General features: G+C 40.1%; 18 protein-coding genes and 2 rRNA genes. 18 read left to right on the top strand and 2 right to left on the bottom strand.

Translation table 11 applies throughout. The features are described from left to right. Nucleotides 1-24 precede the first annotated feature (24 nt). From WC639_02845 to WC639_02770, 16 genes are all read left to right on the top strand, one after another. Entirely contained in the window at nucleotides 25-1,722 is a 1,698-nt protein-coding gene (locus WC639_02845) for a fibronectin type III domain-containing protein (GenBank protein MFA6306714.1), read from the top strand. A gap of 15 nt (nucleotides 1,723-1,737) precedes the next feature. Next, nucleotides 1,738-2,925, top strand: coding sequence for a tRNA preQ1(34) S-adenosylmethionine ribosyltransferase-isomerase QueA (gene queA, locus WC639_02840; GenBank protein ID MFA6306713.1), 1,188 nt, complete (start codon nucleotides 1,738-1,740; stop codon nucleotides 2,923-2,925). A gap of 162 nt (nucleotides 2,926-3,087) precedes the next feature. Next, the gene (gene rpmF, locus WC639_02835; GenBank protein MFA6306712.1) at nucleotides 3,088-3,288 is read left to right on the top strand and encodes a 50S ribosomal protein L32; all 201 of its coding nucleotides are present in this window, start codon (nucleotides 3,088-3,090) and stop codon (nucleotides 3,286-3,288) included. Nucleotides 3,289-3,404: 116 nt separating this feature from the next. After that, on the top strand, nucleotides 3,405-3,890 hold the full coding sequence (gene nusB, locus WC639_02830; protein MFA6306711.1) for a transcription antitermination factor NusB: 486 nt from the start codon (nucleotides 3,405-3,407) through the stop codon (nucleotides 3,888-3,890). Between the two features lie 187 nt (nucleotides 3,891-4,077). After that, nucleotides 4,078-4,770, top strand: coding sequence for a ribonuclease III (rnc, locus tag WC639_02825; GenBank protein ID MFA6306710.1), 693 nt, complete (start codon nucleotides 4,078-4,080; stop codon nucleotides 4,768-4,770). Between the two features lie 52 nt (nucleotides 4,771-4,822). Then, a complete protein-coding gene (locus WC639_02820; GenBank protein MFA6306709.1) occupies nucleotides 4,823-5,878 on the top strand; it encodes a PilT/PilU family type 4a pilus ATPase in 1,056 nt (351 codons plus the stop codon). Nucleotides 5,879-6,367: 489 nt separating this feature from the next. Beyond that, nucleotides 6,368-9,698: ribosomal RNA gene (locus WC639_02815) — 23S ribosomal RNA — on the top strand. A 77-nt stretch (nucleotides 9,699-9,775) separates the two neighbouring features. Further along, a 5S ribosomal RNA gene (gene rrf / locus WC639_02810) occupies nucleotides 9,776-9,890 on the top strand. A 330-nt stretch (nucleotides 9,891-10,220) separates the two neighbouring features. After that, the gene (locus WC639_02805) at nucleotides 10,221-10,412 is read left to right on the top strand and encodes a hypothetical protein (protein ID MFA6306708.1); all 192 of its coding nucleotides are present in this window, start codon (nucleotides 10,221-10,223) and stop codon (nucleotides 10,410-10,412) included. A gap of 31 nt (nucleotides 10,413-10,443) precedes the next feature. Beyond that, nucleotides 10,444-11,190: a helix-turn-helix domain-containing protein gene (locus WC639_02800; protein MFA6306707.1), complete on the top strand. Its 747-nt coding sequence runs from the start codon at nucleotides 10,444-10,446 to the stop codon at nucleotides 11,188-11,190. Nucleotides 11,191-11,249: 59 nt separating this feature from the next. Then, entirely contained in the window at nucleotides 11,250-13,088 is a 1,839-nt protein-coding gene (gene glmS / locus WC639_02795) for a glutamine--fructose-6-phosphate transaminase (isomerizing) (GenBank protein ID MFA6306706.1), read from the top strand. 4 nt (nucleotides 13,089-13,092) lie between these two features. Next, nucleotides 13,093-13,701, top strand: coding sequence for a hypothetical protein (locus WC639_02790; protein ID MFA6306705.1), 609 nt, complete (start codon nucleotides 13,093-13,095; stop codon nucleotides 13,699-13,701). Between the two features lie 21 nt (nucleotides 13,702-13,722). After that, on the top strand, nucleotides 13,723-15,087 hold the full coding sequence (gene glmM, locus WC639_02785) for a phosphoglucosamine mutase (GenBank protein ID MFA6306704.1): 1,365 nt from the start codon (nucleotides 13,723-13,725) through the stop codon (nucleotides 15,085-15,087). 1 nt (nucleotide 15,088) lies between these two features. Continuing rightward, nucleotides 15,089-15,841: a sugar phosphate nucleotidyltransferase gene (locus WC639_02780; GenBank protein ID MFA6306703.1), complete on the top strand. Its 753-nt coding sequence runs from the start codon at nucleotides 15,089-15,091 to the stop codon at nucleotides 15,839-15,841. Nucleotides 15,842-15,844: 3 nt separating this feature from the next. Further along, nucleotides 15,845-16,351: a hypothetical protein gene (locus tag WC639_02775; GenBank protein ID MFA6306702.1), complete on the top strand. Its 507-nt coding sequence runs from the start codon at nucleotides 15,845-15,847 to the stop codon at nucleotides 16,349-16,351. A 158-nt stretch (nucleotides 16,352-16,509) separates the two neighbouring features. Then, nucleotides 16,510-17,808: an endonuclease Q family protein gene (locus WC639_02770; GenBank protein ID MFA6306701.1), complete on the top strand. Its 1,299-nt coding sequence runs from the start codon at nucleotides 16,510-16,512 to the stop codon at nucleotides 17,806-17,808. 327 nt (nucleotides 17,809-18,135) lie between these two features. Here WC639_02770 and WC639_02765 read toward each other — a convergent pair whose 3' ends face one another. Continuing rightward, nucleotides 18,136-20,127, bottom strand: coding sequence for an ATP-binding protein (locus tag WC639_02765; protein MFA6306700.1), 1,992 nt, complete (start codon nucleotides 20,125-20,127; stop codon nucleotides 18,136-18,138). Nucleotides 20,128-20,349: 222 nt separating this feature from the next. Here WC639_02765 and guaA point away from each other — a divergent pair, with 222 nt between their 5' ends. Beyond that, complete coding sequence (guaA, locus tag WC639_02760) at nucleotides 20,350-21,894, top strand: glutamine-hydrolyzing GMP synthase (protein MFA6306699.1); 1,545 nt, start codon at nucleotides 20,350-20,352, stop codon at nucleotides 21,892-21,894. 59 nt (nucleotides 21,895-21,953) lie between these two features. Here guaA and WC639_02755 read toward each other — a convergent pair whose 3' ends face one another. After that, nucleotides 21,954-22,580: a hypothetical protein gene (locus WC639_02755; protein MFA6306698.1), complete on the bottom strand. Its 627-nt coding sequence runs from the start codon at nucleotides 22,578-22,580 to the stop codon at nucleotides 21,954-21,956. 110 nt (nucleotides 22,581-22,690) lie between these two features. Here WC639_02755 and ileS point away from each other — a divergent pair, with 110 nt between their 5' ends. Continuing rightward, complete coding sequence (ileS, locus tag WC639_02750) at nucleotides 22,691-25,633, top strand: isoleucine--tRNA ligase (GenBank protein MFA6306697.1); 2,943 nt, start codon at nucleotides 22,691-22,693, stop codon at nucleotides 25,631-25,633. Nucleotides 25,634-25,765 lie beyond the last annotated feature (132 nt).

The following is a 25,765-nucleotide window of genomic DNA, read 5'->3' as shown; positions in this document are numbered from 1 at the left end:
ATATAAATATTAAATAACAAAAATATGGGTAAAAAAAATAACATAAAATTATTTTACATCTTGCTGTCGGCTTTTTTTTCGGCCGGTTTTTTATTGGCTAACAGCGCGTTCGCGGTCGGTTCCGCTACTTTAAATTGGAATGCCAATACCGAACCGGATTTAGCCGGTTATAAAATTTATTACGGCACTTCGCCGCGGACAGGAACCGACCCTAAGGTTTGTTCCATGTGCGGTTATTCGGCTAAAATCGATGTTGGCAATGTTACTTCTTATGTTTTTAATAATTTAACCGACGGCGCCACTTATTATTTTTCCGTGTCAGCTTATGATAATTCAGCTAACGAGAGTTCCTCCGCCAGCGAGGTAAGTAAGGCGATTGCGGCCGCTGATACAACCGCGCCTTCGGCCATTAATAATTTTTCAGCTGCCAATATTTCCCAAACTTCTCTAAATTTAACTTGGTCGGCTCCCGGAGATGATGGCGCCGCCGGCATAGCTTCCGCTTATGATATCCGTTATTCAACCGCAGCTATTACCGAGGCTAACTGGGGTTCTGTTATCCAGGTTGACGGCGAACAAACACCGCAGGCGGCCGGGGCGACACAAACATATACCATAGTTGGCTTGAATCCGGATACTACTTATTATTTTTCTATAAAAACTTCTGACGAAGCGCTTAATTGGTCGGCTTTTTCTAATATTATTTCAGCCAGAACTCTTGCTAACAGTAGCGGCGGTGGCGGTGGCGGTGGAGGCGGCGGTGGCGGTGGAGGCGGGGGCGGTTCGTCTAATGATAATACGCCACCGGTCCAGCCTAAAGAATTCACCGCTACCGCGACAGATAAGCAAGTTACTCTTAAATGGCTGAATCCTAGCGATACGGATTTTGTCCGCGTGCTTATTATAAGAAAGGAAAATAGCCAGCCAATTTCAAAAACTGACGGCAGGGTGGTATATGAAGGCGTTGATCAGCAATATATTGATATAAATGTCGGCGGCGCTAAAAATTATTATTATGCTATTTATGCCTATGACCGGAAGCCTAATTATTCTTCTCCGGCGGTAATACAGATTCAAACTAAACTAGGCTCATCCGCCACAGAAGTAGAGGCCACATCGTCTAATACGCGACAGCAATATAAAAATTTATATAACCAGACAAGCGCGGTAGTAGAGCAGGTAAGCGGCGACGAAAGCAATACGGTATATAATAATAATCAATCGGTTAATTTAGATGAAGCTTCCAAGCTCGTTTATATGAAAATAATGGATAAAGCGGTTTTAGATATTAACAAAAGATATTCTATCGCTTATTTTATCCATTATGGCACGCCGACCACTTTAACTTTAGGAGCCGGTGAAAGAGGCGGAGTTTTGAGCTCTTATAAATCAACTTTCGGCAAACTGCCTACTACTAAAGAAGAATGGATGGATGTAATAAAAATAGCCAATGGGCGCTGGCCGGCGCAAAAAAAATCGCTAGCCGAGGCTAAGGCGGCGGAAATTTTTAAAAAAGTTTATAGGCGCGCGTCCAATATGGGGCAAGCCAATGACAACGCCGCTGTGACTATTATGGCTTACGGTTTAAGGCCGGTTGTTAGAAATACTGACAGTGAAAAAGCGGCGATTAAAAGTTTTAAAGCGATTTACGGCTTTGCGCCGAAAAGCGCCGCGGATTGGGATATCACTAGAGCCATAGCTTATTCAGGCGCGAAAAGATAAAAAATTAAAAATTTTGTGAAACTTAAAGATTTTGATTATAATCTGCCGAAAAATTTAATAGCGCAGAAACCAGTTTCGCCGCGAGATCGTTCGCGGCTTTTGGTTTTGCATAAAAAATCCGGAGAGATTGAGCATAAGCATTTTTATGATATTATTGATTATTTAAAAGCCGGCGACGCGCTGGTATTAAATAACACAAAAGTTATGCCGGCCAGGCTCATCGGCAAGCGGGTAAGCACCGGAGGAAAAGTTGAAGTGTTTCTGTTGAAAAAATCCCCCCTGCCCCTCCCTCGGGAATACTCGGGACATGCCTTTGTTAAAGGGGGCAATATTTGGCAATGCTTAATCGGCAGCCAAAGAAGAAAAGAAAATTTAAAAATTGAATTTACTAAAGGACTAAAGGCGGAAATTATAAAAAATAATTTAGATGGAACCTGGAACGTGAAATTTAATAAAAGCGGCGGAGAATTTATGAAAATAGTGCAAAAAATCGGCCGAGTGCCGCTGCCGCCATATATTAAGAGAATGCCAAATGTCAAAACGCAAAACTCAAAGCTAATGAATGATAAAATAAATTACCAGACGGTTTATGCGGATGATAAAAAAATCGGTTCGGTAGCCGCGCCCACGGCCGGGTTTCATTTTACGCCGGCGCTACTGGAGAAATTAAAAAACAAGGGCGTGCAAATTGAATATGTCACTTTGCAAGTTGGCCTAGGCACGTTCGCGCCGGTAAAAGTTGATGATATTGCCAAACATAAAATGCACGCGGAACGGATTGAGATAAATAAAAAAACTTTAGGTAATATTATAAAAGCTAAATTGGAGGGCAGAAGAATTGTTGCCGTCGGCACGACTAGCGTTAGGACGCTGGAAGCTGTATTTAATGAATTGAAAATTGAAAATTGCTTGTCCCGCCTCGAGCGGGGGAAATTGAAAATTAGGGACAAAAAAAATTGTAAAACCAAAGAAATAAAGCATAGGCTAGTAGATTATAAAAATTGGGTTAATATCTTCATCTACCCGGGTTATAAATTTAGAATTGTTGATGCCATGATAACTAATTTTCATTTGCCTAAATCAACGCTGGTGATGCTAGTGAGCGCGCTGGCCGGCAGAAAAAAAATATTTACAGCTTATAGGGAAGCGATTAAAAAAAAATACCGTTTTTACAGTTATGGCGACGCCATGCTGATTGTCTAGATTTTTTATTTGCTCTTGACTTAAGTTGATTTTTTAAGTTATAATAAGATTAAATTTAATAATTAATGTGAACCAAAATTCAGAACTGAAGCCTAGTTTATAAACTTTTGACCTGCCTGCCGGCAGGCAGGCTTTTGACTTTTGATTTTTGACTTAATATTTATGTCCGTACCAGCCAAACGAAGGTCTAGAAGCGAAGCCCGCCGCGGCCGTTCGCATCAGGCTTTAAAAAAAGTTAAACTAAATAAATGCCCTAAATGCGGCAAGGCCGTGCTGCCTCATACCGCTTGCAAGTTTTGCGGCTCATATAAAGGGCGCGATGTTTTAAAGATAAAAACTAAGATTAAGAAAGAGAAGAAATAGAAAACCTTTGACAACTTTTTTAGAAAAAGTTTTCAATACTTTCCCCCTACGGGGATAAACAAAAATTATATCGTATCATATAAAATTTTATATGATTTATGATTATAGAATAATTTATGTCTAATCGCCATTTAGCCAGGACCATTGCCATGCAAACTCTGTTTTCTTGGGATTTTAACGGTCGGCGGGAGCAGAACTTAAATAATTTGATAGAGCAAAATTTTAAGCAATTCGCCCCGAAATTTAACGATCATGGTTTTGTTAAAAGCATAATAAACGGCGTAATAAAATATGAAGCGGAAATTGACGGCTATATAACCAAATATGCCACCGAATGGCCTTTAGACCAGATTACTATCGTTGACAGGAATATTTTGCGCATCGGCGTTTATGAATTGGTTTTTGATCAGGATATACCTTCAAAAGTAGCTATAAACGAAGCCATTGAAATCGCCAAAACTTTCGGCGGAGAGTCGTCGGGCAAGTTTGTCAACGGCGTTTTAGGCGCGATTTATAAAGACGTAGCCGAAACTATTGTAAAGAAGGAGAAGCCTGCCTCGCCGGCAGGCGGGCCGCAAATCAAGGAACCAGCTAATAATTAAAATGAGAGACTAATTAAATTTTTGTCATTGCGAGCTTCTGAAAGAAAACGCGGGTCCCTCGCTATCGCTCGGGATAAACTTCACAATCTTACGAATGAGATGTTAAAATAAAGTGGAAAGTTTTACGATATGTAATTATACGTGAGATTGCTTCGTCGCTATCACTCCTCGCAATGACAGTGAAACTATGAAAGATTTTTTCAAATTAGAAGCCTTAATGGATGTTAAATTTAAGAATCTTGACCTTTTAAAGCAAGCGGTCGTGCACCGATCGTATTTAAACGAGCATCCTGATTTTGAATTATACCATAACGAGCGTTTGGAATTTTTAGGCGACGCGGTTTTAGAAATAATCGTTACGGAAATTCTCTACCATGATTTTATGCAAACCCCGGAAGGCGACCTAACAAATTGGCGGGCCAGTTTGGTCAATTATCGGATGTTGGCCGTAATCGCCGATGAACTCGGCATAGATAAATATTTATATTTATCCAAAGGCGAAGCTAAAGATAAAAATTCAAAAGCGCGGCAATATATTTTAGCCAACGCCATGGAAGCTATCATCGGCGCGCTCTATTTAGACCAAGGCTTGAAGCCCGCAAAAAAATTCGTCAAAGCTTTCATTCTTTCCAAATTGGACAATATTTTAACCAATAAGCTTTACCTTGATCCTAAGTCAAAATTTCAGGAAAAAGCCCAAGAGGTTTACGGCGTGACTCCGCACTATAAAGTTTTAAGCGAGTCCGGGCCGGATCATGCCAAAGATTTTGTGGTCGGGCTTTATTTAAATAACGAAATGGTTTCTCAAGGCAAAGGCACGTCAAAGCAGGAAGCTCAAGTGGCCGCGGCCGAGGAAGGCTTAATAAATAAAAATTGGTAAACTTTGAAATTTTTTTTAAAGTTTGATTTTAATAATTTTTTTTTTCAATCATATGACCATGCAAGACATTTTTAAATTATCGGTTAAAAAGGGCGCCTCGGATATCCATTTAGTCGCTGATGCTCCGGCTTTATTAAGGATTGACGGCGAGCTAATCGCGATAGATCCTAAGAAAATTTTATCAAGAAAAGATATTGAACAGATGGCTTTCCCCTTGATCAACGAAGAACAAAAGAAAAGGTTTATTGCCGACAAAGAATTAGATTTCGGCTACGAGGATGATGATGAAACCAGGTTTAGGATAAATTTGCTTTATGAAAGAGGCAATCTGGGGCTGGTGGCCAGAGTCATAACCGATAATATTCCCAATTTGGAAGATTTGTTAATGCCTAAAGTGGTTTACGATTTACTTAATCTGCAGCAAGGCTTGATCTTAGTCACCGGCCCAACCGGCTGCGGTAAATCAACTACCTTGGCGGCCATGATAAATTATATTAATCAGAAAAGAAAATGCAGCATTGTCACTTTAGAAGATCCGATTGAGTTTAGGTTTAAGCATGACAAAAGTGTTATCTCGCAAAGACAGTTAGGCACCGACATGATTTCTTTCGGCCAAGGCTTAAAGCATGTTTTAAGGCAAGACCCGAATGTCATTATGGTGGGCGAGATGCGCGATCTGGAAACTATTGGCATGACCATCACTTTGGCCGAAACCGGGCATTTGGTTTTAGCCACTTTGCATACTTACAGCGCGGCGCAAACCATTGACCGCATTATTGATATTTTTCCGCCCCATCAGCAGACGCAAGTCAGGATGCAGTTGTCCATGACTTTAGCGGCGGTAATTTCCCAGCGCCTACTCGTAAAAATAGGCGGCGGACGCATAGCGGCCAGAGAAATTCTTACCAATACTCCGGCCGTGTCCAATCTAATCAGAGAAAGTAAAATCGCCCAGATTAAAACCGTGATTGAAACCAGTTCCAAAGAAGGCATGGTAAGTTTAGACCATGATTTAAAGAGGCTGTATGATGCGAAGGTTATTGCCAAAGAAGTGGCGCAAAGCCATATGAATAATCCGGAGTTATTGGAGAAGTTTAGGATATTATAATATAGCTAATTTTAGGCTGTATTTTCAGGTCTTTATTACCCCTTGACAGATTATATGTATAGGTTATAATACCAGTTAGTTAAAACTTCTATAAATTTTATGAAAATACTTTCATTTTCCATTAAACTTACAAGCGGTTAAGCTCGGCTGATTTTTCGCATTAACTTACCGCTTGACAGGCGGTTTTTTGTTTCTCTAAATAGCAGGTCGTAACTAGCAATTTGCAACTCTAAAACTGGGGTTATAAATTATAGGTTATGAAAATAACGCGGACTTTAACAAGCAGTCAAATAAGTTAAATCCCTAACACCTATGTGACGGTGTGGGGATGAATAAAAAATAAAGTTCACCCTGTTAAATCCGCTACGCGGAAATTTGCTAAAGCAAATTTATTTAACAGGGTAAATTAGAGAACTAAGCATCTTAAATATTATTAGCTATTAATAATAAATAAACAAAAATAATACACACTTTTAAAATAGAAGTGTGGGAAAATCTCATTAAGAGTATATGGTGAATGCCTTGACTCAAGAAGACGATGAAGGACGTAGCAGCCTGCGATAAGCCTCGGTTAGGTGGCAAGCAACCTTTGACCCGAGGATGTCCGAATGGGGAAACCTGTTCCGATTAATATCGGAACGTCCGCCAGCTGAATACATAGGCTGGTGAGACGACTACCCGGTGAATTGAAACATCTTAGTAGCCGGAGGAAAAGAAAAAAATAAAGCACTCTTTATAGAAGCACGGATTTTCGAATCTATGGATTCTATAAAGTGTGTTAATTCCCTAAGTAGTGGCGAGCGAAAGGGGAACAGTCTAAACCTTTTAAACTGCGTTTTCTGCCAATTTATTGGCGGGGAGCTGAAGGATCTGGATCCATATGTTTTAAGGGTGTTGCAAGATAGTTGTTATTACTTCCAGAAGAGTAAGGTAGAGGTAAAACAAAAGTAATTTTCTAGTTGAAGCGAGCTGGAAAGCTCTGCCAGAGCGGGTGACAGCCCCGTAAGCGAAAGGAATTATTACTCTGCGATAACTATCTTAAGTACTACGGGACTCGTGAAATCCCGTACGAAGCCGGGTCGACTATGACCCAAGACTAAATACTTCTTGAGATCGATAGTGAACAAGTACCGTGAGGGAAAGGTGAAAAGCATCCCGTTAAGGGAGATGAAATAGTATCTGAAACCATATACTTACAAAGAATCGGAGTCCTCCTACGCTCTTTGCTCCGCAAAGAGCTTCGGCGTGACAAGCCTGTTAATTATTAGCGGGCTCGTCTCGCCGTAGCTCCGAACGAAGTGAGGAGCGTAGGAGGATGACGGTGTGCCTATTGAGGAATGAGCCAACGAGTTTGCTGTATGTGGCTTACATAATCCCGCAGAGCGGGAGCATGTGTAGTGAAAGCGAGGGTTAATAGCCCGCATGTCACGTCGTAGCTTTAAGCGAAGACGGATTGCTTATAAAGCAGGTCCGCCTCCGCTTTGAAAGCTTTGGCGTGACGAAGTCGCATATACAAGACCCGAAGCCGTGTGATCTAGCCATGATCAGGTTGAACCCTCGAGAAATCGAGGGGAAGGACCGAACCCACTAGCCGTGCAAAACTAGGGGAGGAATCGTGGTTAGAGGTGAAATTCCAATCGAACTCGGCAATAGCTGGTTCTCCTCGAAATAGCTTTTGGGCTAGCCTTGAGTGTTCCTTTCAGGGGGTAGAGCACTGAATGAGGATAGGTCGCAAGATACTGTCCTTAACCAAACTCCGAATACCTGGAAGTTAAGCTCAGGAGTCAGACTATGGGCGCTAAGGTTCATTAGTCTAAAGGGAAACAGCCCTAATCACAATCTAAGGTCCCTAAATATATGCTAAGTGTAAAAGGTGGTGTCGCGACTGCGACAACTAGGAGGTTGGCTTAGAAGCAGCCATCCTTTAAAGATAGCGTAATAGCTCACTAGTCAAGTTGCCGCGCGCCGAAAATATATCGGGGCTAAGCATATTACCGAAGATGTGGGTTTTCTGCCTTCGGGCAGAGAGCGGTAGAGGAGCATTCTAAATTCGCTGAAGCTTAAATGTGAATTTGAGTGGAGGATTTAGAAGAGAGAATGTTGGCATGAGTAGCAAAAAGGCAGGCAAAAACCCTGCCCACCGAAAACTTAAGGTTTCCTGGGCAACGCAAATCGACCCAGGGTTAGTCGGTCCTAAGACGAGGCCCGTGTAGTGCGGGCGTAGCCGATGGATGAGCTGGTTAATATTCCAGCACTGCCGTAATCTTCCAATGGGGGGACGCGGTTTAAAAGTTTGAGCGTTTTTAATGGTATGAACGTTAATGGCGCGAGAAATAGGCCTAGGCAAATCCGGGCCGATATTTTCGAGCGTCGTTAAAAGACGAAGCCTCTGGTGGAGTCAATTCAAATGGATAAACCGCCCAGAAAAACCTCTAGGGTCGCCGCAAGGCGAAAGGATTATGGCAACCGTACCGCAAACCGACACAGGTAAGTGAGGCGAGAAGCCTAAGGTGTACGAGAGAACCTTCGTTAAGGAACTCGGCAAAATAGCGGTCGTAAGTTCGCAATAAGACCTGCCCGCCTTCGCTTTTCACTTCGTGAAAAGCTTCGGCGAGGCGCAGCCCCAAGCATAATTTTGTTAGGGGCTGCGCCTCGCCGAAGCACGTAGCGGAGCGAAGTGCGAAGGCGGGCCGCAGCTAAAGAATTCAAGTGACTGTTTAACAAAAACACAGCTCCCTGCTAACTCGAAAGAGGATGTATAGGGGGTGATGCCTGGCCAGTGTCCGAACGTTAAGGGGAGAAGTCATCCCGCCGCAAGGCGGGGGCAGCTTTAAACTTAAGCGCGGATGAACGCCGGCCGTAACTATAACGGTCCTAAGGTAGCGAAATTCCTTGTCGGGTAAGTTCCGACCTGCACGAATGGCATAACAACTTGAATACTGTCTCAACGAAGGACTCGGTGAAATTGCAAGACGAGTAAAGATGCTCGTTAACCATAGTTGGACGAAAAGACCCCGTGAAGCTTTACTATAGCTTGATATTGAGTTAGGGGTACGCATGTTCAGTATAGGTGGGAGTTCGCCGTAAGGCGGACGCCAGTGAGATACCACCCTTGTGTGCCTTTAAATCTAACCCAAATCCCGTGAATCCGGGTTGGGAACAGTATCTGGTGGGTAGTTTGTCTGGGGCGGATGCCTCCCAAAATGTAACGGAGGCGTTTACAAAGGTTGGCTATCCCGGGATGGAAATCCGGGAGATAGTGTAAAGGCACAAGCCAGCTTTACTGCAAGACCAGCAAGTCGAGCAGTCGCGAAAGCGGAACTTAGTGATCCGACCGTACGAAATAGGACGGCGGAAGCTCATCGGATAAAAGCTACTCCGGGGATAACAGGCTAGTCTTGCCCAAGCGTCCACAGCGACGGCAAGGTTCGGCACCTCGATGTCGGCTCGTCGCATCCTGGGGGTGGAGAAGCTCCCAAGGGTTGGGCTGTTCGCCCATTAAAGCGGCACGCGAGCTGGGTTCAGACCGTCGTAAGACAGGTCGGTCTCCTATCTACTATGGTCGCGGAAACTTGAGAAGGACACTCTTTAGTACGAGAGGACCGAGAGTGACGAAGCTCTAGTGTACCAGCTGTTCTACCAAGGGCATCGCTGGGTAGCTATCTTCGGTTAGGATAAACGCTGAAAGCATCTAAGCGTGAAGCCGTCTTCAAGATTAGGTTTCATAGGTTGGTCAGAGAATATGACCTTGATAGGCTCTAGGTGTAAGGCCCGTAAGGGTTTAAGCCGAGGAGTACTAATAAACCATCTGATTTTCCCACATTTTTGTTTTGAAAAAATAAATTGCTTAAGCAATCTCTATACTTTTTTGATAAACATATAAAAAGGCATCATAGTTCTGGTGCTTCTAGCGATGAGGCCATACCCGTTCCCATCCCGAACACGGAAGTCAAGCTCATCAGCGCCGATGGTACTTGGGCATAAGCCCTGGGAGAGTAGGCCAGCGCCGGAACCATGGTGCTTTTTTAATTGTTTTTAAAAACCTTTTCAAAAAAGGTTTTCCCCCTACGGGGATAAATAATATTTTCCAAAAATATAATGTGTTTTATTAAAATTTTTAGCGAGCAAAGCTCTACGGCCAAAAATTTTAATAAAACTATAATGCCTTTTACTGTGGATAACTTTATAATTGTAGTTATATTAGTTGACAAGTATATTATAAATAAATAGCTAATTTAAGCTATTTATTTTATTATATTATATTATTGTAGAAAAATTATTGACAATAATAAATTATTGAGTTATGCTGATTAAATAACAATTTACGATGAGAAAATTTATTATGTTTAAGAAGAAATCTAGCGGCAAGAAGCTTAAAAATATAAATTGCGTTAATTGCCAGAAATTTTGCCAAAAAGAAGATCTAAATAAATTAAGGCAGTTAATAAATAAAGCTAAAGCTGAAGGGCATGATGGAATAAAATTTAATTGCCAAACCGGCCAACAAATTATTAAAAATATTAGTCTTACTTAGCCTCTCCTTCGCGAGAAGAGGAGAAAATAATATGGACATAGCCATTTTAAAAAAATTAGGCTTAGGCGATAAAGAAACCGCTGTTTATTTATCGCTCTTAGAGCATGGCGCCGGCTCGGTTAGAAATTTAGCTTCCTTAACTAATTTAAATCGCGGCACGACTTACGACATTTTAAAAAAACTGCAGGAAGCCGGGCTGGTGAGCTTTTTCCATAAAAACACCAGGCAACATTTCGTGGCTGAAGATCCGGAAAAAATTTTAAAATTACTGGCTGACCGCGCGGACGAGCTTAAAAACGCCGGGGAAAAAATCAAAGAATTAATTCCCGAGCTGAAATCGCTTCAGGAAAAGGGCGGCAATAAGCCGGTGACTAAATTTTATGAAGGCAAAGCAGGCATAAAGTTTATTTTAGATGATATTTTAAATTCGGCTAAAGAGCTTGAAGTTAAAGAATATTATGTTTATTCCGCGGCCGGGGTGCGCGAAGACGTTTATGGCGCTTATCCGGATTTTAATAAAAAGAGAATTAAGAGCAAGATAAAAGTTAATACTATTTCTTTATCTTCCGGCGGCGGCACTTACGGCCTAGACGAAAGAAAATGGCTTAAAACCGATCGGGAGAGTGAAGATAATATGACTTATATTTTAATTTACGCGGATAAATGCGCTTTTATCTCCCGCGACAGCCGCAATAATCCGGTGGGGGTGATTATAGAGAATGAAATGATCTATCAGACGCAGAAAACAATATTTTTGCAACTGTGGAAATTTATATAATAATATGTCGTTCGTGAGATTGCTTCGTCGCTGAGGCTCCTCGCAATGACAAGAAATATATGTGTGGAATCGTCGGTTATATTGGAAAAAATAATGTTTTGCCGATTTTGCTTGATGGCTTAAAGCGGCTTGAATATCGGGGCTATGACAGCTCGGGCATATCAATAAAAACCGCGGCTGGCGTTTTTACGTCTAAGGCTGTGGGTAAAATCGCGGAGCTAGAGAAGAAATTAAATCTTATGGATTTGTCTTCGGTTAAGGGGTCGGGCTTAGGCATCGCTCATACGCGCTGGGCCACTCATGGCGCGCCGTCGGAAGAAAACGCGCATCCGCATTGCGATTGCCAGAAAAAAATTTGGCTGGTGCATAACGGCATTATAGAAAATTATCAGGAATTAAAAACCCGGTTAATCGCCAAAGGGCATAAATTCGTTTCGCAAACCGACACGGAAGTGATCGCGCATCTTTTAGAAGATTTATATGACGGCAACTTAACAACTACTTTAATCAAGGCTTTAAAAATTTTAAAAGGCACATACGGCTTGGCGCTTTATCACGTTGACGAACCGGACAAATTATTGGCGGCCAGATGCGGTTCGCCTTTGGTTTTAGGCTTGGCCGACAATGAAACTATCATTGCTTCCGACGTTTCGGCCATAATCCGCTACACTAAGCAAGTTATATATTTGGATGATAATGAAATAGCCGAAATAAACGGCGACGGCCTTAAAATTTATAATTTAAAAAATGAAACTGTGGCCAAGGAAACCACAGAGATTGATTGGAACTTAGAAGAAAGCGAAAAAGGCGGCTTTCCGCATTTTATGCTTAAAGAGATATTTGAACAGCCGGCTTCAATCGCCAATAGCCTGCGCGGCCGGATTATTTTAGACGAAGGCAAGGCTAAATTAGGCGGTTTGGATCAAGTGGTTGATAAAATAAGAGGAATAGAAAAAATTGTAATCGTTGCCTGCGGCACGGCGCGCCATGCCGGTTTGGTCGGCGAATATATGTTTGAAGAATACGCCGGCATATCAACGGAAGTTGATTATGCGTCCGAGTTTCGCTATCGCAAGCCGGTTTTAGACAATAAAACTTTAGTTATCGCTTTAAGCCAATCGGGTGAAACCGCCGACACTTTGGCCGCGCTGAGGGAAGCTAAAGAAAAAGGCGCGCTGGTTTTAGGCATTGTTAACGTCGTTGGCTCAACTATCGCCCGCGAGACCGACGCCGGAATTTATAATCATATCGGGCCGGAAACTTCCGTGGCTTCAACCAAGGCTTTTACCTCGCAAGTCGCGATTCTGGCTTTAATGGCTGTAATGATGGGCCGGCAAAGGCAAATGTCTTTAGTCATGGGGCAGAGAATCCTTCAGGAATTGATTAAGCTGCCGGATAAAATAAAGCAGGTTTTATCCACTGAAAAAGAGATAAAGAAAATTGCCCAAGAGTTTTATCAATCTAAGCATTTTGCTTATCTGGGCAGGAAATATAATCACCCGGTGGCCTTTGAAGGCGCGCTTAAATTAAAAGAAATTTCCTATATTCATGCCGAAGGCTTTGTTTCCGGCGAAATGAAGCATGGCTCTATCGCTTTACTGGACGAAAATTTTCCTTCTTTAGTCATCGCGCCGGCCGACAGCGTTTATGAAAAGAATTATTCCAACATGCAGGAAATAAAAGCGCGCCGCGGGAAAATTATCGCCATCGCCACGGAAGGCGATACTAAAATAAAAGAAGTGGCGGACCAAGTAATTTATATACCGAAAACTTTGGAAATGTTGACGCCGATCTTGGCCACCATTCCTTTGCAATTATTCGCTTATCATATGGCGGTGTTAAACGGCCGGGACGTTGATAAGCCGAGGAATTTAGCAAAGTCGGTAACCGTGGAATAAATATATGAAAATTATTTCTAAAAAAAATTTAGAAAATTTTTCGCTGCCTCTGCCGATTTACAGTTCGGTTCATATTGCCGACGCCATAACTAAAGACGGCGAAGAATTTAGTATTTTTATCGGGCTTGATAAAAAATATACCGAGCAACTTCAACGATTATCTCTGGATAAAACCGACGTTGATCTGCAAAATAATACTGGCGACAGAAGGCGTTTTGGCGAAGGCTCTTATGAAGATTGGTATAGGAAAGATCGCACGCCATTTATGCTTATTCACAAACGAACTGATGCCTTAGCCGCATTAGTTTGGTTTGGACCAAAATCACTGGGTAAAAAATCAATAAAGTTTGGAATCGAGGAAAAAGATAAAGAGCAAACTTATTGGCATACGGCCGTTTGGCGTTCTTATCCAAGTTTTCGGGGTAAGGGGCTGATGAAAAATTTCACCTTATTCGCGATGGATATTTATGAGAAAAAATTTTCCGGCCTTAGGTTTTGGGCTGGAATGGATAATAAAAACAACGCATCAGTAAAATTTAGTTTAGCGCTTGGCTTTAAGGCTGACGAAGAAAATTCGGATTTGGCGGCTAATTGGCTGGTTGTAGTTAAATAATGGTAAAATATTTTTTATTTTATGAAAAAATTATTCGGCACCGACGGCATCAGGGGCGTGGCGGGAAGCGAAACCATGAATGAAGTGCTGGCATTTAAACTGGGCAAGGCTTTAATGCAGTATTGCCGAAAAAACAAAATCACGCCGGTAATAATTATCGGCCGAGACACCAGGGCGTCCGGCCCTTTATTGGAATTGGCGGTTTCACGGGGCATAGTAGAGTCTGGCGGTAAAATAATTTCAGCCGGAATAATCCCGACTCCGGCCATAGCTTATTTAGCAAAAAAGGAAAGCGCCGGTTTAGGATTAGTGATTTCAGCTTCGCATAATCCTTACAACCATAACGGCTTTAAAATTTTTAAAAACGACGGCGCGAAATTAACGGACCTTGAAGAAGAGCAGATAGAAAAATTAATAGCCGGAGGGAAGGCCCGCGCCGGGAGGAGAGCTTACCCGGCCGCCCTAGAAATTATAGCTGATTCTAACGCGAGATCACTTAATGATTATAATAAAAAATACGCCGAATTTTTGATAAATATTTTAAATGGCGGCAATTTAAAAGGCTTAAAGATTGTTTTAGACTGCGCTAACGGAGCAACATTTAAAGTTGCTCCCTATATTTTTAAGAAATTGGACGCGGAAGCAGCGGTGATTTTTAATTCTCCGAACGGGAAAAATATAAACAAAGCTTGCGGATCCGAGCACGCCGAAGATTTGCAAAAAGCGGTTCTTAAAAAGCGAGCCGATATCGGCTTGGCTTTTGACGGGGACGGCGACAGATTAATCGCTATTGATGAAAAAGGAGAGCGTTTAACCGGAGACCACTTGCTTTATATCTGCGCTAAAATGCTAAAGAAAAAAGATATTTTAAAAAATAATCTGGTTGCTAGTACATCGATGAGTAATATCGGTTTCATTAATGGTTTAAGAAATTTGGGAATTAGGCATTTCCAAACTGACGTAGGTGATAGGCAAGTTTATAGGGCGTTAGTAAATGAAAAAGCAGTTTTAGGAGGCGAAGAATCCGGGCATATTATTTTTTTAGATTATCATACGACCGGCGACGGCATATTAAGCGGTTTGATGCTGCTTTCGGCAATGAAATATTTTAATAAACCGCTGTCGGAATTAGCCAAAGAAGTTTATTTGGCGCCTAAAATATTAATTAATGTCAAAGTAAAAACTAAACCGGATTTTTCTACCGTGCCGGAAATTAACAAGGCGATAAAAGACACGGAAAAATATTTAGGCGCAGAAGGCAGGGTATTAGTGCGCTATAGCGGCACCGAGCTTTTATGCCGGATAATGGTTGAGGGAAAAGATGAAAAAGAAATTAAAAATTTGGCTGAAAAAATAGGAGAGGTTATTGAAAATAAATTAAATTAATATGGAGCAGAAATTAAAAAATTTCGCTATAGTGATTTTAGCGGCCGGCCAGGGTAAAAGGCTGGGTTGCGTTGATTTGCCCAAGGTGCTTTATAAAATAAACGAGCGGCCGATTATCAGTTATATTTTAGAAGAATTAGAAAAGGGAGGGCTGGATAAAAGCCAAATTTTTTTAGTAGTCGGTTTTAAGGCCGAATTAGTTAAAGAAACCATCGGCCAAGGTTATATTTATGCCGCGCAAACTGAGCGTTTAGGCACGGCTCATGCCGCGCTGATAGGTGAAAGCGCGTTGCCGGCAAATTTTACTAATTTTTTGGTAATAAACGGCGATGATTCGGCTTTTTATAAATTCAATTCGCTTTTTGAATTAATTGAATTGCATCTAGAAAATAATAATGATATCAGCATTTTGACTTGCGAGCCGCCTGACCCTAAGGGGCTGGGGCGCGTTGTCCGCGGGGAGAACGGCCAGGTGATGAAAATCGTGGAAAAAGAAAATATGACGCCGGAATTAGAGGAAGTTAGAGAAATTAACACTAACACTTTTTGCTTTAAAAGGGCTTGGTTTAAAAAGCATTATTTAAATTTAAAGCCGATCAGCGGCCTAGGAGAATACGGGTTGCCCAGTTTCATAGAAGAGGCTTTAGCCAGCCGGTCTAAACTGGCCGCGGTAAAATTAAAAAATCCCGATCAATGGTTTGGTATAAATACGCCGGAGCAGTTAGCCGAAGCGGACAGAAGAAAAAATATTTAATATATGATCTATTATATTGTCTATATTATCGCAATTTATATTTTATTAGTTTTTGTTTTATCTCGTTTAGTTATTCCGCATTTGGGTTTTTCTGAAGAAAAAATTCCCGAGCAGATGCCGGCTGAAATGCGAGTAAAAATTGAAGAGTATAAAGCGCAGTCGCGTACGGACGAAGAATTTTTACGATTAGCTTATGATTATCTTGGCTCAAGATATCGCTCCGAGCGCTTTAATACTTTTTTAAAATTCAATTATTTGTTTAAATCTTTAGACGAGGCCTGGCGGATGGGCGGTTATTTACCGTGTACGGTAAATAATTATTTATTGAAAATTTTTTTGGTTAGTAGCGGCTGGTTTAAAGAAGAGGATATAAGGCGCCGGCATGTGTTTGTTAATTTTATATTACATCAATATTTGCAGGTAAAAATTAATGATAAATGGCTGGACGTTGATGTCGGCGAGAAGCAAAGAGGCCTGCCGATTGGCAAGCATTTAAAATATTTTGGGTAAAATAGCCTAGCTTCTTAAATTATTAAACAGATAAAATTCCGCAAATAACAGCAAATTTTCTACTGCGGAACTCGTCCGCCTAATGGCGTCCTCAAACAGTCCTCGCACGAAAATTTACTATTATTTGCGGAATTTTTAGGTATATTATAATATATTTTATGCAGCAAATTTTAGATTTACATATCCATTCTAAATATTCCCGCTCCTGCTCGCCGGAGCTGACATTGGAAAATATTGACGCCGCCTGCCGAATTAAGGGCGTTGATATAATCGCTACCGGTGATTTTACTTATCCTCTTTGGTTTTCCGATATAAAAAATAAATTGGAAGAAATAACCCCCTCTAGCTCCCCCTTGCCAGGAGGAGGAGCCGGGCTATATAAACTAAAAAGCGCTAAAGACGATAGGGTAAAATTTATTTTATCAACCGAAGTAGCCTTAATTTATAAAGACGGGGGCAAAGCCAGGCGCATTCACTTAGTAATCCACGCGCCCAACATAAAAGCGGTTGAGGAATTAAATAATTTTTTAGATAAAAAATATAATATTCGCTCGGACGGACGGCCGATATTAGGCATGAGCGCCCCGACTTTAATGAAATTGTGCCTAGGGATTGATAAAAGATTTTTAATTTATCCGGCGCATATTTGGACGCCGTGGTTCGCGGTTTTCGGTTCAAAATCAGGCTTTGATAAAATGGAAGAATGCTTTCACGAGTATACGGAAAATATTTACGCCATAGAAACCGGACTTTCAAGCGACCCGGAGATGAATTGGCGCTTATCGGCTTTGGATAAATTAACCGTGCTTTCCAATTCCGACGCTCATTCTTTACCGAATATCGCGCGCGAAGCCAATGTGTTTGAGATGAAAATTATCAACTATGATGAAATTTATGATATTATTAAAAATAAAAAAATTTCTCAGAATGGCGCCGCCGGCATTAAATACACTATAGAATTTTATCCGGAAGAAGGCATGTACCATTATGACGGCCATCGCGCCTGCGGCGTAAGCTTTACTCCGGAACAAACTAAAAAACATAAAAATATTTGTCCGGTTTGCAAAAAATCTTTAACTATCGGCGTGATGAACCGAGTTGACGAACTGGCTGACCGACCTTTAGGCTTTAAACCTTTATCGGCTGCGCCGTTTATTAAATTAGTTGAGCTTGATAAAATAATCGCCGAAGCTTTAGACGTTAAATCAAGGTATTCAAAAAGAGTGCGGTCAGCGTATAATAATTTAATAAAATCAGGAGCTAACGAGCTTAATATTTTATTAAATATTAGCCTAAAAGATTTAACGGCTATAACCGATCCGGCAATAGCCGAGGCCGTAAAGCGGGCGCGCCAAGGCAATTTAATCATCAAGCCTGGCTTTGACGGGCAATACGGAGAAATTAAAATTTTCAGCGAACAAGAAAAAGAAAAAAACAAACAAAGAAGTTTATTTTAAAATTTATCCGAATAAAAAATAGAAACGATTCAAACCGCTTCTATTTTTTATTTATAAAGCAAAACTTTATAAACTATTTTTTCTTTTTCTTGGTCGCTTTCTTCTTAGCAACTTTCTTGGTCGCTTTCTTCTTAGCTTTTTTCTTTGCCATATTTTTTGCACCCCCTCTCGTTTTAGCAAAAGATTTTTTGTAAAAAATTCTGCCGGTTATGTGAAATTTTTTTAACTGTATTTTTATTATACCATGAAAAAAAATTGTCAACAAGAGTTTTCGCAAAAAATATTTTTTATAGTTAATTTTATCGGAGAATGCTAGAAATTATTTTATTAATTAGTAGGTTTTTCTTTTATCGCAGATTTGAGCGGTAATGAAAAATAAAAAGTTGAGCCTTTGCCCATCGCAGATTCAAAGCCGATTTCCCCTCCATGATTTTCAATGATATTTTTGCACATAAACAGGCCGAGGCCTGACCCCTCAGTATTTTTTTTAAATGCTTCTTCGCTTCTATAAAATTTTTTAAAAATTCGTCCTTTGCTCTCTTCTGAAATTCCGATGCCCGAGTCAGCCACTTTAAAAAACCATTTTTCTCCGCTCCTTTCAATCGTAATTAAGATCAGGCCTCCCTCGAATGAATAGTTAATCGCATTCTCTATAAAATTTTGCATAACTATCTCTATTTTTTCTTGATCGGCGCTGATCGACGGCAGCTCATCAGCCGGCAGCTTGTAGTCTAACTTAATTTTTTTATGGTCAATCTTTTCTTTTATATTAGATAAAACATTAAAAAAAGCGTCTTTAATTTTGAATTTTGATGCTTTATATATATACTGGCCTTCTTCCAAACGTCCGACATTCAAAAGATCTTTTATTAAATAAATCATTCGTTCAGTGCTAATATCTATTTTTTCGATATATTCACGCTGCTCCGGAACGATATGACCGGCATCTCCGTCTAAAAGCGCTCGCGATGACCACTTAATCGCCGTTAAAGGCGTGCGGAGTTGATGGGCGGCCAAGGTAACGAACTCAGTTTTTAATCTTTCTACATTTTTACCCCTGGTTATATCGTGCATAATAATTAAATTGCCGATATTCTTTTTTTTGAAGTTTAGCTTAATGGCTGATATTTCAATGATTAAATTTTTGTTTATTTCAATTTCTTTTTTAACTATTTTATCCGCGGTTATCGGCAAATCAGAAGCTATCGCTTTTAAACCGGGTAGATTTTCAAATAAGCTGGTTATATTTTTTTTCAGAATATTATTGGACTTAAGCCCTAAATAATTTTCAGCCACAGGATTGACGATAATAATTTTGCCTTCCTCGTTAATAATTAAAAGCCCATCGCTGAAATTTTTGATGATTGTTAAAGTTTTATTTTTCTCTGCTTCAGCTTTCAATCGATCTTCTTCTGATTTTTGGAGCATTGCCGTAAGGCTTTTTTTCGCCATTTCCAGCTCTTTAGTTTCTTTATAAAAAGATCTGCCAATTAAAAAGATTATAATAGAAACAATAATTGAAATTAAATAGGCCGCGGTTGAACCGAAGTTGTTAAAAAACCATGATACCAGGAAAATAACAACCGCTAATACACCGCTAATGAATCCTATAATTAATGAATAGGCAAAGGCTTTGAAAAATAATGATTTTATTCCCATTATTTCATATTTAATTATGGCGTAGCTGGTAAGGCCGGTAAAAAAAATAGTACTCGGAGCGTCAAGATTCAAAAGTTTTGTATATCCGAAAAACGGCAGAATAACGCTGGTAAAACTTGACCAGATCCCGAAGGAAAAGCAGCCGACATAAAAATATGCTATTTGTTTTTTCCTGCGGTCATCAAGCAGCGGCAAAGCTTTAATAGGCAGATATATTCCGACAGCGCCTATAACTATCATATAAACTTCCCACCATCTGAACAAAGGTCCGAATCTGGCATCAACGCCGCTTACTCCATAACTGTTGATATTATATATAAACAAGGGGGAGAAACAAGCAATAAATAATATAGCGCTTATCAAGAATAAGAAGAATTTTATTGATTTCTTTATCTCTTTTTCAGCTATTGCGCCGGCCAAAAAAAATGAAAATAAAACCACGAGCAAGCCTAAGGCGTAAGTTAAGCGAATCCAAGCCAAGTTGCGGCTGATTAAGGAGACAAAATTACTAAGGCACCATAAAAAAATTACAAACCCAAGATATGAAAAATTCCTATTAAGCCTCTTGCCCGGTCCATTTCTATAAACATAAGCGGCTAAGCTGAAATTAGAAAGGCCTGCTAAGAAAATTAATATAAGTATTATATTTTCTTGCCACATAGTCTTATTCTTAAAGTAAAATTATTTTCATTAACAATATTATACCATAAAAAGATAAAAAATGATACCCGCCTGAAATTAATTAATCCAATTTTTTAAATAAAAATCCCCGCAGAAAATAAATTATTTTGACAATGTTTGTTATTTGATTTAGACTGATTGATAATAACAATTGTGATAATTTTTTATTACATTTAGCAAGGAGTTTAATTAATAATAAATATGCTACAAACATTACCAACGAAAGACATAATATATGTTTTAGATTTTGGCTCGCAATATTCGCATTTAATTACCAAGCGTATTCGCGAGGCCGGCGTTTTGGCTGAACTTGTTTCCCCCGATTTTCCCATAGACAAATTAGCGCAGAGTAAAGGCATCATTTTGTCGGGTGGACCGCAAAATCTGTCAGATAAAAGCGCTTTGCGGGTAAATAAAAAAATTTTTGATTTGGGAGTCCCAATTCTAGGAATTTGCTATGGCATGCAATTAACTGCATTTATGTTGGGAGGTACAGTAAAGGCTGGAAAAAAACGAGAATATGGCCCCGCGCAAATTACCATAAACAAACCCAGCAAAATTTTTATCGGCTTAAAGAAAATTCAAGATACTTGGATGTCCCATGGCGATTCTGTTATTAAGCTACCTAAAGGGTTTATGAAAATTGCCAGTTCGAATAATTGTTTAATTGCTTCAATGGCGGATGAAAAACGTAAAATTTATGGATTGCAGTTTCATCCAGAAGTACTGCATACTACTAACGGCCATATGATCATCATAAATTTTATTGAAATAACCGGAGTTAAGAGATCTTGGTTAATGGAGGATTTTATTAAGGAATCAATAAAAAATATTCGGAAACAAATTGGCAATGATCGAGCGGTTTGCGGACTCTCGGGCGGGGTCGATTCCGCGGTGGCTGCCACTATTGTTCATAGGGCCATTGGCAGAAATCTTACCTGCGTTTATGTGGATACTGGTCTTATGCGAGAAGGCGAAACTAGAGAGTTAAAAAAAGTTTTTAAAACTTACATGAAAATGAATTTGCGGATAGTGTATGCGGAAAAAGAATTTTTAGAGAAACTAAAGGGGGTAACAGATCCAGAAAAAAAGCGAAAGGTTATTGGAGAATTATTCATAAGAATTTTTGAAAGAGAAGCCAAGAAACTTTTTAAAACCAGATGGCTTGTTCAAGGCACTTTATATACTGATGCTGTTAGTTCGGGCGTAAGTTCCGGGGGAAAGCACACGGCAGTTATAAAATCCCATCATAATGTCGGCGGTCTGCCGGAAAAAATTGGCTTTAAATTAATTGAACCGTTGCGCGATCTATATAAATATGAAGTTCGTAAAATTGGGGACAAATTAGGTTTGCCAAAAAAAATAGTCTACCGTACTCCGTTCCCGGGGCCGGGATTAGCGATTAGAATTATTGGCGAGGTAACTAAAGAAAAATTAAAAATTTTAAGGCAGGCCGATGCCATTGTGTGTGGTGAAATTGAAAAAAGCGGAGAAAATAGCACTCAACATTTTGCGGTTTTGCCAACAATACGTTCTGTGGGCGTGCAAGGAGACGCCAGAAGTTATGGTTATCCTATTATTGTCAGGTCATTTACCACGAATGATTTTTTAACAGCTCAATGGGCATTTTTGTCTTATAAACTTTTAGCTAAAATTTCAACGCGCATTACTAATGAAGTTAAAGGAATTAATCGCGTGGTTTATGACATAACTTCAAAACCGCCCGGAACGATTGAATGGGAATAAGATACTTAAAAATAAATAACCCCGTAAAGCGCGGGGTTATTTTTTAAATTGAGAAATAGTTATCCATTGACCAGCTCAAGCAAATTTTCTAAAGTAAAATCTTTTTTTGTCCTAGTAAAGTCATCAAGCTTGATCGCGCCTAGCTTTTCATATAGGCCGGTTCGATATTTTAATAATTCAGGATAGCATCTTTTTAAAGTTTCGGCTTTATTTTCTCCGGCCAGCGGTCGGTATAAATCCCCCCAGATTACCGGTTTAGGGTTGGCGATATAATTTTTAATCATCAGCTCCATCATGCCGATCGGAGCTTCAAGATATATTATTTTTGTCCGGCCGGCTAAGGTTTTCAATATTTCCTCGAATAGATAAATAACGCTGCCGGTCGTATCCAACACAACGTCAATTTCGCTTGTTAGGCTGTCAATTCTTTCAAAACTGTCTTTTAAAGATTTAGCCTCAAGCTCTAAAAATTTTTGGCTGTTTTTTTTATACCTCCGGTCGTAAGGCTGACCCAGCCAGCGGCTTAAGTCATTTATGCCGGCGTAGCCCAAGGCTTTTAATTCCGGGCTTAAATAGCTTTCGATCAAATCGTCGCAGCAATATTTTTTAAAGCCTTTTAATTTTTCCAGTTTAGTCGACCAGGTTGACTTGCCGACGTTTGACATGCCGATGAAAGAAATAATCATATTGATTAAATTCTAACAAAATTACCGATTTAATCAAGCCTATAATTTTCTTTGACATTTAGCTTAATTTAGGCTAAAATAAATAAATAATTCGTGAAATTTTTTATATTATGCCTAATAAAAAACAGGAAAGAGAACAGATTAAAAGCCCTTTTCCGGCTATGGAAGAGGAGGTTTTGAATTTTTGGGATAAAAATGAAATTTTTAAGAAGTCAGTTGAAAAATCCGCGCCGCGGGGCGATTATGTTTTTTATGACGGCCCGCCGTTCGGCACGGGCGAGCCGCATTACGGGCATCTCTTATCCAGCATTTCCAAAGACGTTATACCTAGATTTTGGACTATGCAGGGCTACCGCGTTGAGCGGCGCTGGGGCTGGGATTGCCACGGCCTGCCGATTGAAAATATCATTGAGCAGGATTTAAAAATCAGCGGCAAAAAAGAAATTGAAAAAATCGGCGTGGGAGAGTTTTGCGAAACCTGCCGTTCGCGCGTTTTAGAATACGCCGACATCTGGGAAGTTATGATCCGGCGCATCGGCCGCTGGGTGGAATTTAAAGATTCTTATAAAACCATGGATGTTAATTATATGGAATCGGTCTGGTGGGCCTTTAAGAATTTATGGGAAAAAGACTTGATTTATCAGGGCCGGAAAGTCCAACTTTATTGTCCCAGATGCGAAACCCCGATTTCCAATTTTGAAGTGGCTATGGATAATAGTTATAAAGAAATAACCGAACAGAGTGTTTATGCGAAATTTAAATTAAAGCCAGGCCAAAAATACGGCGAAGGCAAAGAAACAAAAGATTCAGCTTATATACTCGCCTGGACAACCACCCCCTGGACGCTTCCGGGAAATGTGGCCTTAGCGGTCGGAGAAGATATTGATTATACTGCCTTCAGGATTAAAGGAGTAAAAGAGATGTTAATTGCCGCCTCAAAAGTTTTGTCCGGCGTAATTTTCAAAAATAAAGAAATTGAGATTGTGCACGATGACATTAAGGGTAAAGATTTGGTTGGTTTGGAATACGAGCCATTATTTGAAGTGCCGGCGTTTAAGGATAGTGGCAAACCGGTTTATAAAGTTTTCGCGGCTGATTTCGTTACCACCGAAGACGGTACGGGCGTAGTGCATACGGCCGTGGTTTATGGCGAAGACGATTACAACCTTGGCTTAAAATATGATTTGCCGGTTATACCCATGCTGGACGAAAAAGGGATTTTTAACGAAACCGTGCCAAAATTTAAGGGCATATATTTTAAAAAAGCCAATAAAATGGTAATTGAAGATTTAGAAAAGCGCGGCTTGGTTTTTACCACCGAACAAACAACCCATTCTTATCCATTTTGCCATCGCTGTGATACCCAATTATTTTATAACGCCATTCCAGCCTGGTTTATGGCCGTCAGCAAACTAAAAAAGCGGATGTTGGAATTAAACGAACGGATAAATTGGTTCCCTGAATATTTAAAAGGGGGGAGGTTCGCTTTAGGCATTGAGCAGGCGCCGGACTGGAATATTTCACGCAACCGCTATTTCGGCACGCCGATTCCGGTTTGGCAATGCGATAAATGCGGTGAGCTGGAAGTAATCGGCTCGGTTAAAGAATTGCAAGAAAAAAGCGGTGAGAAAAATATTACCGATATTCATATCCATAAAGTTAGCGGCTTAACCTGGCCATGCGCCAAGCGCGACGGCCAGATGAAACGCATCAGCGAAGTTTTGGATTGCTGGGTAGAATCCGGCTCCATGTCTTTCGCTCAAATGCATTATCCATTTGCCAATAAAGAAAAATTTGAAGCCAATTTTCCCGCGCAATTCATCAGCGAATATATTTCCCAGACCAGGGCCTGGTTTTACGTTATGCACGTCTTAGCCGCGGCTTTATTTGATTCCAACAGCTTTGAAAACGTTATCGCCACCGGCGTAATTTTAAATGAAAAAGGCGATAAGATGAGCAAATCAAAAAAGAATTATCCCGACCCCTGGAAAGTGATTAACGAATACGGCGTGGACGCTTTGCGTTTTTATTTAATGAGTTCAGCCGTGATGCAAGCGGAAAATTTATTTTTTAATGAGCGCGATTTAAGAGATGTTTTCAGAAAAAATATCATGATTTTATGGAATGTGTATAAATTTTATGAAATGTATCAGGAAGAAGCCGCCGGCGAAGAATGCGCCAGGCCGGAAGGCGAAAATATTTTGGATAAATGGATACTGGCGAAATTAAATATTTTAGCGAAAGACGTAACCGAAAACATGAAAAATTATAATCTGCCTAAAGCCACTCGGCCGATAAGCGATTTTATCAATGATTTTTCTACCTGGTATTTAAGAAGATCGCGCGATAGATTTAAATCCGACGATCAAGCCGATCAAAAAGCGGCGGTTATAATAACCAGGTTTGTTTTGCTGGAATTAGCTAAAATTATCGCTCCGGTTATGCCGTTTATGGCCGAGACTATTTGGCAGAAAGTAACCGGATTGAATTTTAAAGATGAAAATAAGTCAGTGCATTTAACCGCTTGGGTGGAATATAACGACCCGATGGAAGCCGAAGATATAAAAATAATTACACAGATGGAGATGGTGAGAGAAATTGTAGAGCTGGGATTAGCGGAAAGGGATAAAGCGGGCATTAAAGTTAGGCAGCCGCTCTCGGAATTACGATTTACGAGCCACGAATTAAGAGATGAATATGTTGAATTGATAAAAGATGAATTAAATGTTAAAAATGTTGTTAGCGAATATGGCGATGGAAATATTGAAGTTAAAATTGATACGACCTTAACACCCGAATTAAAGCTTGAAGGCTTAAAGCGGGAAATTGTACGTATGGTTAATAGTATGCGCAAAAACGCCGGGTTGACTATTAAAGATAAAATTGTTTTGTCCTGGCAGAGCGATAGTGAATTGATAAAAAATGTTTTTGCAAAAATGGCAGAGGAGCTAAAAAGAGATGTTTTATGCGAAAAAATAATGGAAAGCGAAGTTAAAGGCGAGGGAATTAAGGTAAATGGGGAAATGGTAAAGTTAGGAATAAGAAAAATATAAATTTTTCTAGGCTCGCACTAAATAAATAAAGAAAATAATTAAAGAAAATGTTGAGAAATACGGGTATCAGATTATTGGGTTTAAGTAGAAAATGGATTCCCGCCTGTGCGGGAATGACAAATAAATGAGATT

This window comes from Patescibacteria group bacterium (assembly GCA_041662965.1).
Classification (GTDB): domain Bacteria; phylum Patescibacteriota; class Patescibacteriia; order Patescibacteriales; family GWC2-42-12; genus JACPHD01.
Note: the sequence above shows the minus strand (reverse complement) of the source record. Positions and strands in the feature narration are given on the sequence as shown.

Coding starts and splice junctions, on each gene's coding strand:
- WC639_02845 (MFA6306714.1), top strand. CDS start 25: ATGGGTAAAAAAAATAACATAAAATTATTTTACATCTTGCTGTCGGCT.
- rpmF (MFA6306712.1), top strand. CDS start 3,088: ATGTCCGTACCAGCCAAACGAAGGTCTAGAAGCGAAGCCCGCCGCGGC.
- nusB (MFA6306711.1), top strand. CDS start 3,405: ATGTCTAATCGCCATTTAGCCAGGACCATTGCCATGCAAACTCTGTTT.
- rnc (MFA6306710.1), top strand. CDS start 4,078: ATGAAAGATTTTTTCAAATTAGAAGCCTTAATGGATGTTAAATTTAAG.
- WC639_02820 (MFA6306709.1), top strand. CDS start 4,823: ATGACCATGCAAGACATTTTTAAATTATCGGTTAAAAAGGGCGCCTCG.
- WC639_02805 (MFA6306708.1), top strand. CDS start 10,221: ATGTTTAAGAAGAAATCTAGCGGCAAGAAGCTTAAAAATATAAATTGC.
- WC639_02800 (MFA6306707.1), top strand. CDS start 10,444: ATGGACATAGCCATTTTAAAAAAATTAGGCTTAGGCGATAAAGAAACC.
- glmS (MFA6306706.1), top strand. CDS start 11,250: ATGTGTGGAATCGTCGGTTATATTGGAAAAAATAATGTTTTGCCGATT.
- WC639_02790 (MFA6306705.1), top strand. CDS start 13,093: ATGAAAATTATTTCTAAAAAAAATTTAGAAAATTTTTCGCTGCCTCTG.
- glmM (MFA6306704.1), top strand. CDS start 13,723: ATGAAAAAATTATTCGGCACCGACGGCATCAGGGGCGTGGCGGGAAGC.
- WC639_02780 (MFA6306703.1), top strand. CDS start 15,089: ATGGAGCAGAAATTAAAAAATTTCGCTATAGTGATTTTAGCGGCCGGC.
- WC639_02775 (MFA6306702.1), top strand. CDS start 15,845: ATGATCTATTATATTGTCTATATTATCGCAATTTATATTTTATTAGTT.
- WC639_02770 (MFA6306701.1), top strand. CDS start 16,510: ATGCAGCAAATTTTAGATTTACATATCCATTCTAAATATTCCCGCTCC.
- WC639_02765 (MFA6306700.1), bottom strand. CDS start 20,127: ATGTGGCAAGAAAATATAATACTTATATTAATTTTCTTAGCAGGCCTT.
- guaA (MFA6306699.1), top strand. CDS start 20,350: ATGCTACAAACATTACCAACGAAAGACATAATATATGTTTTAGATTTT.
- WC639_02755 (MFA6306698.1), bottom strand. CDS start 22,580: ATGATTATTTCTTTCATCGGCATGTCAAACGTCGGCAAGTCAACCTGG.
- ileS (MFA6306697.1), top strand. CDS start 22,691: ATGCCTAATAAAAAACAGGAAAGAGAACAGATTAAAAGCCCTTTTCCG.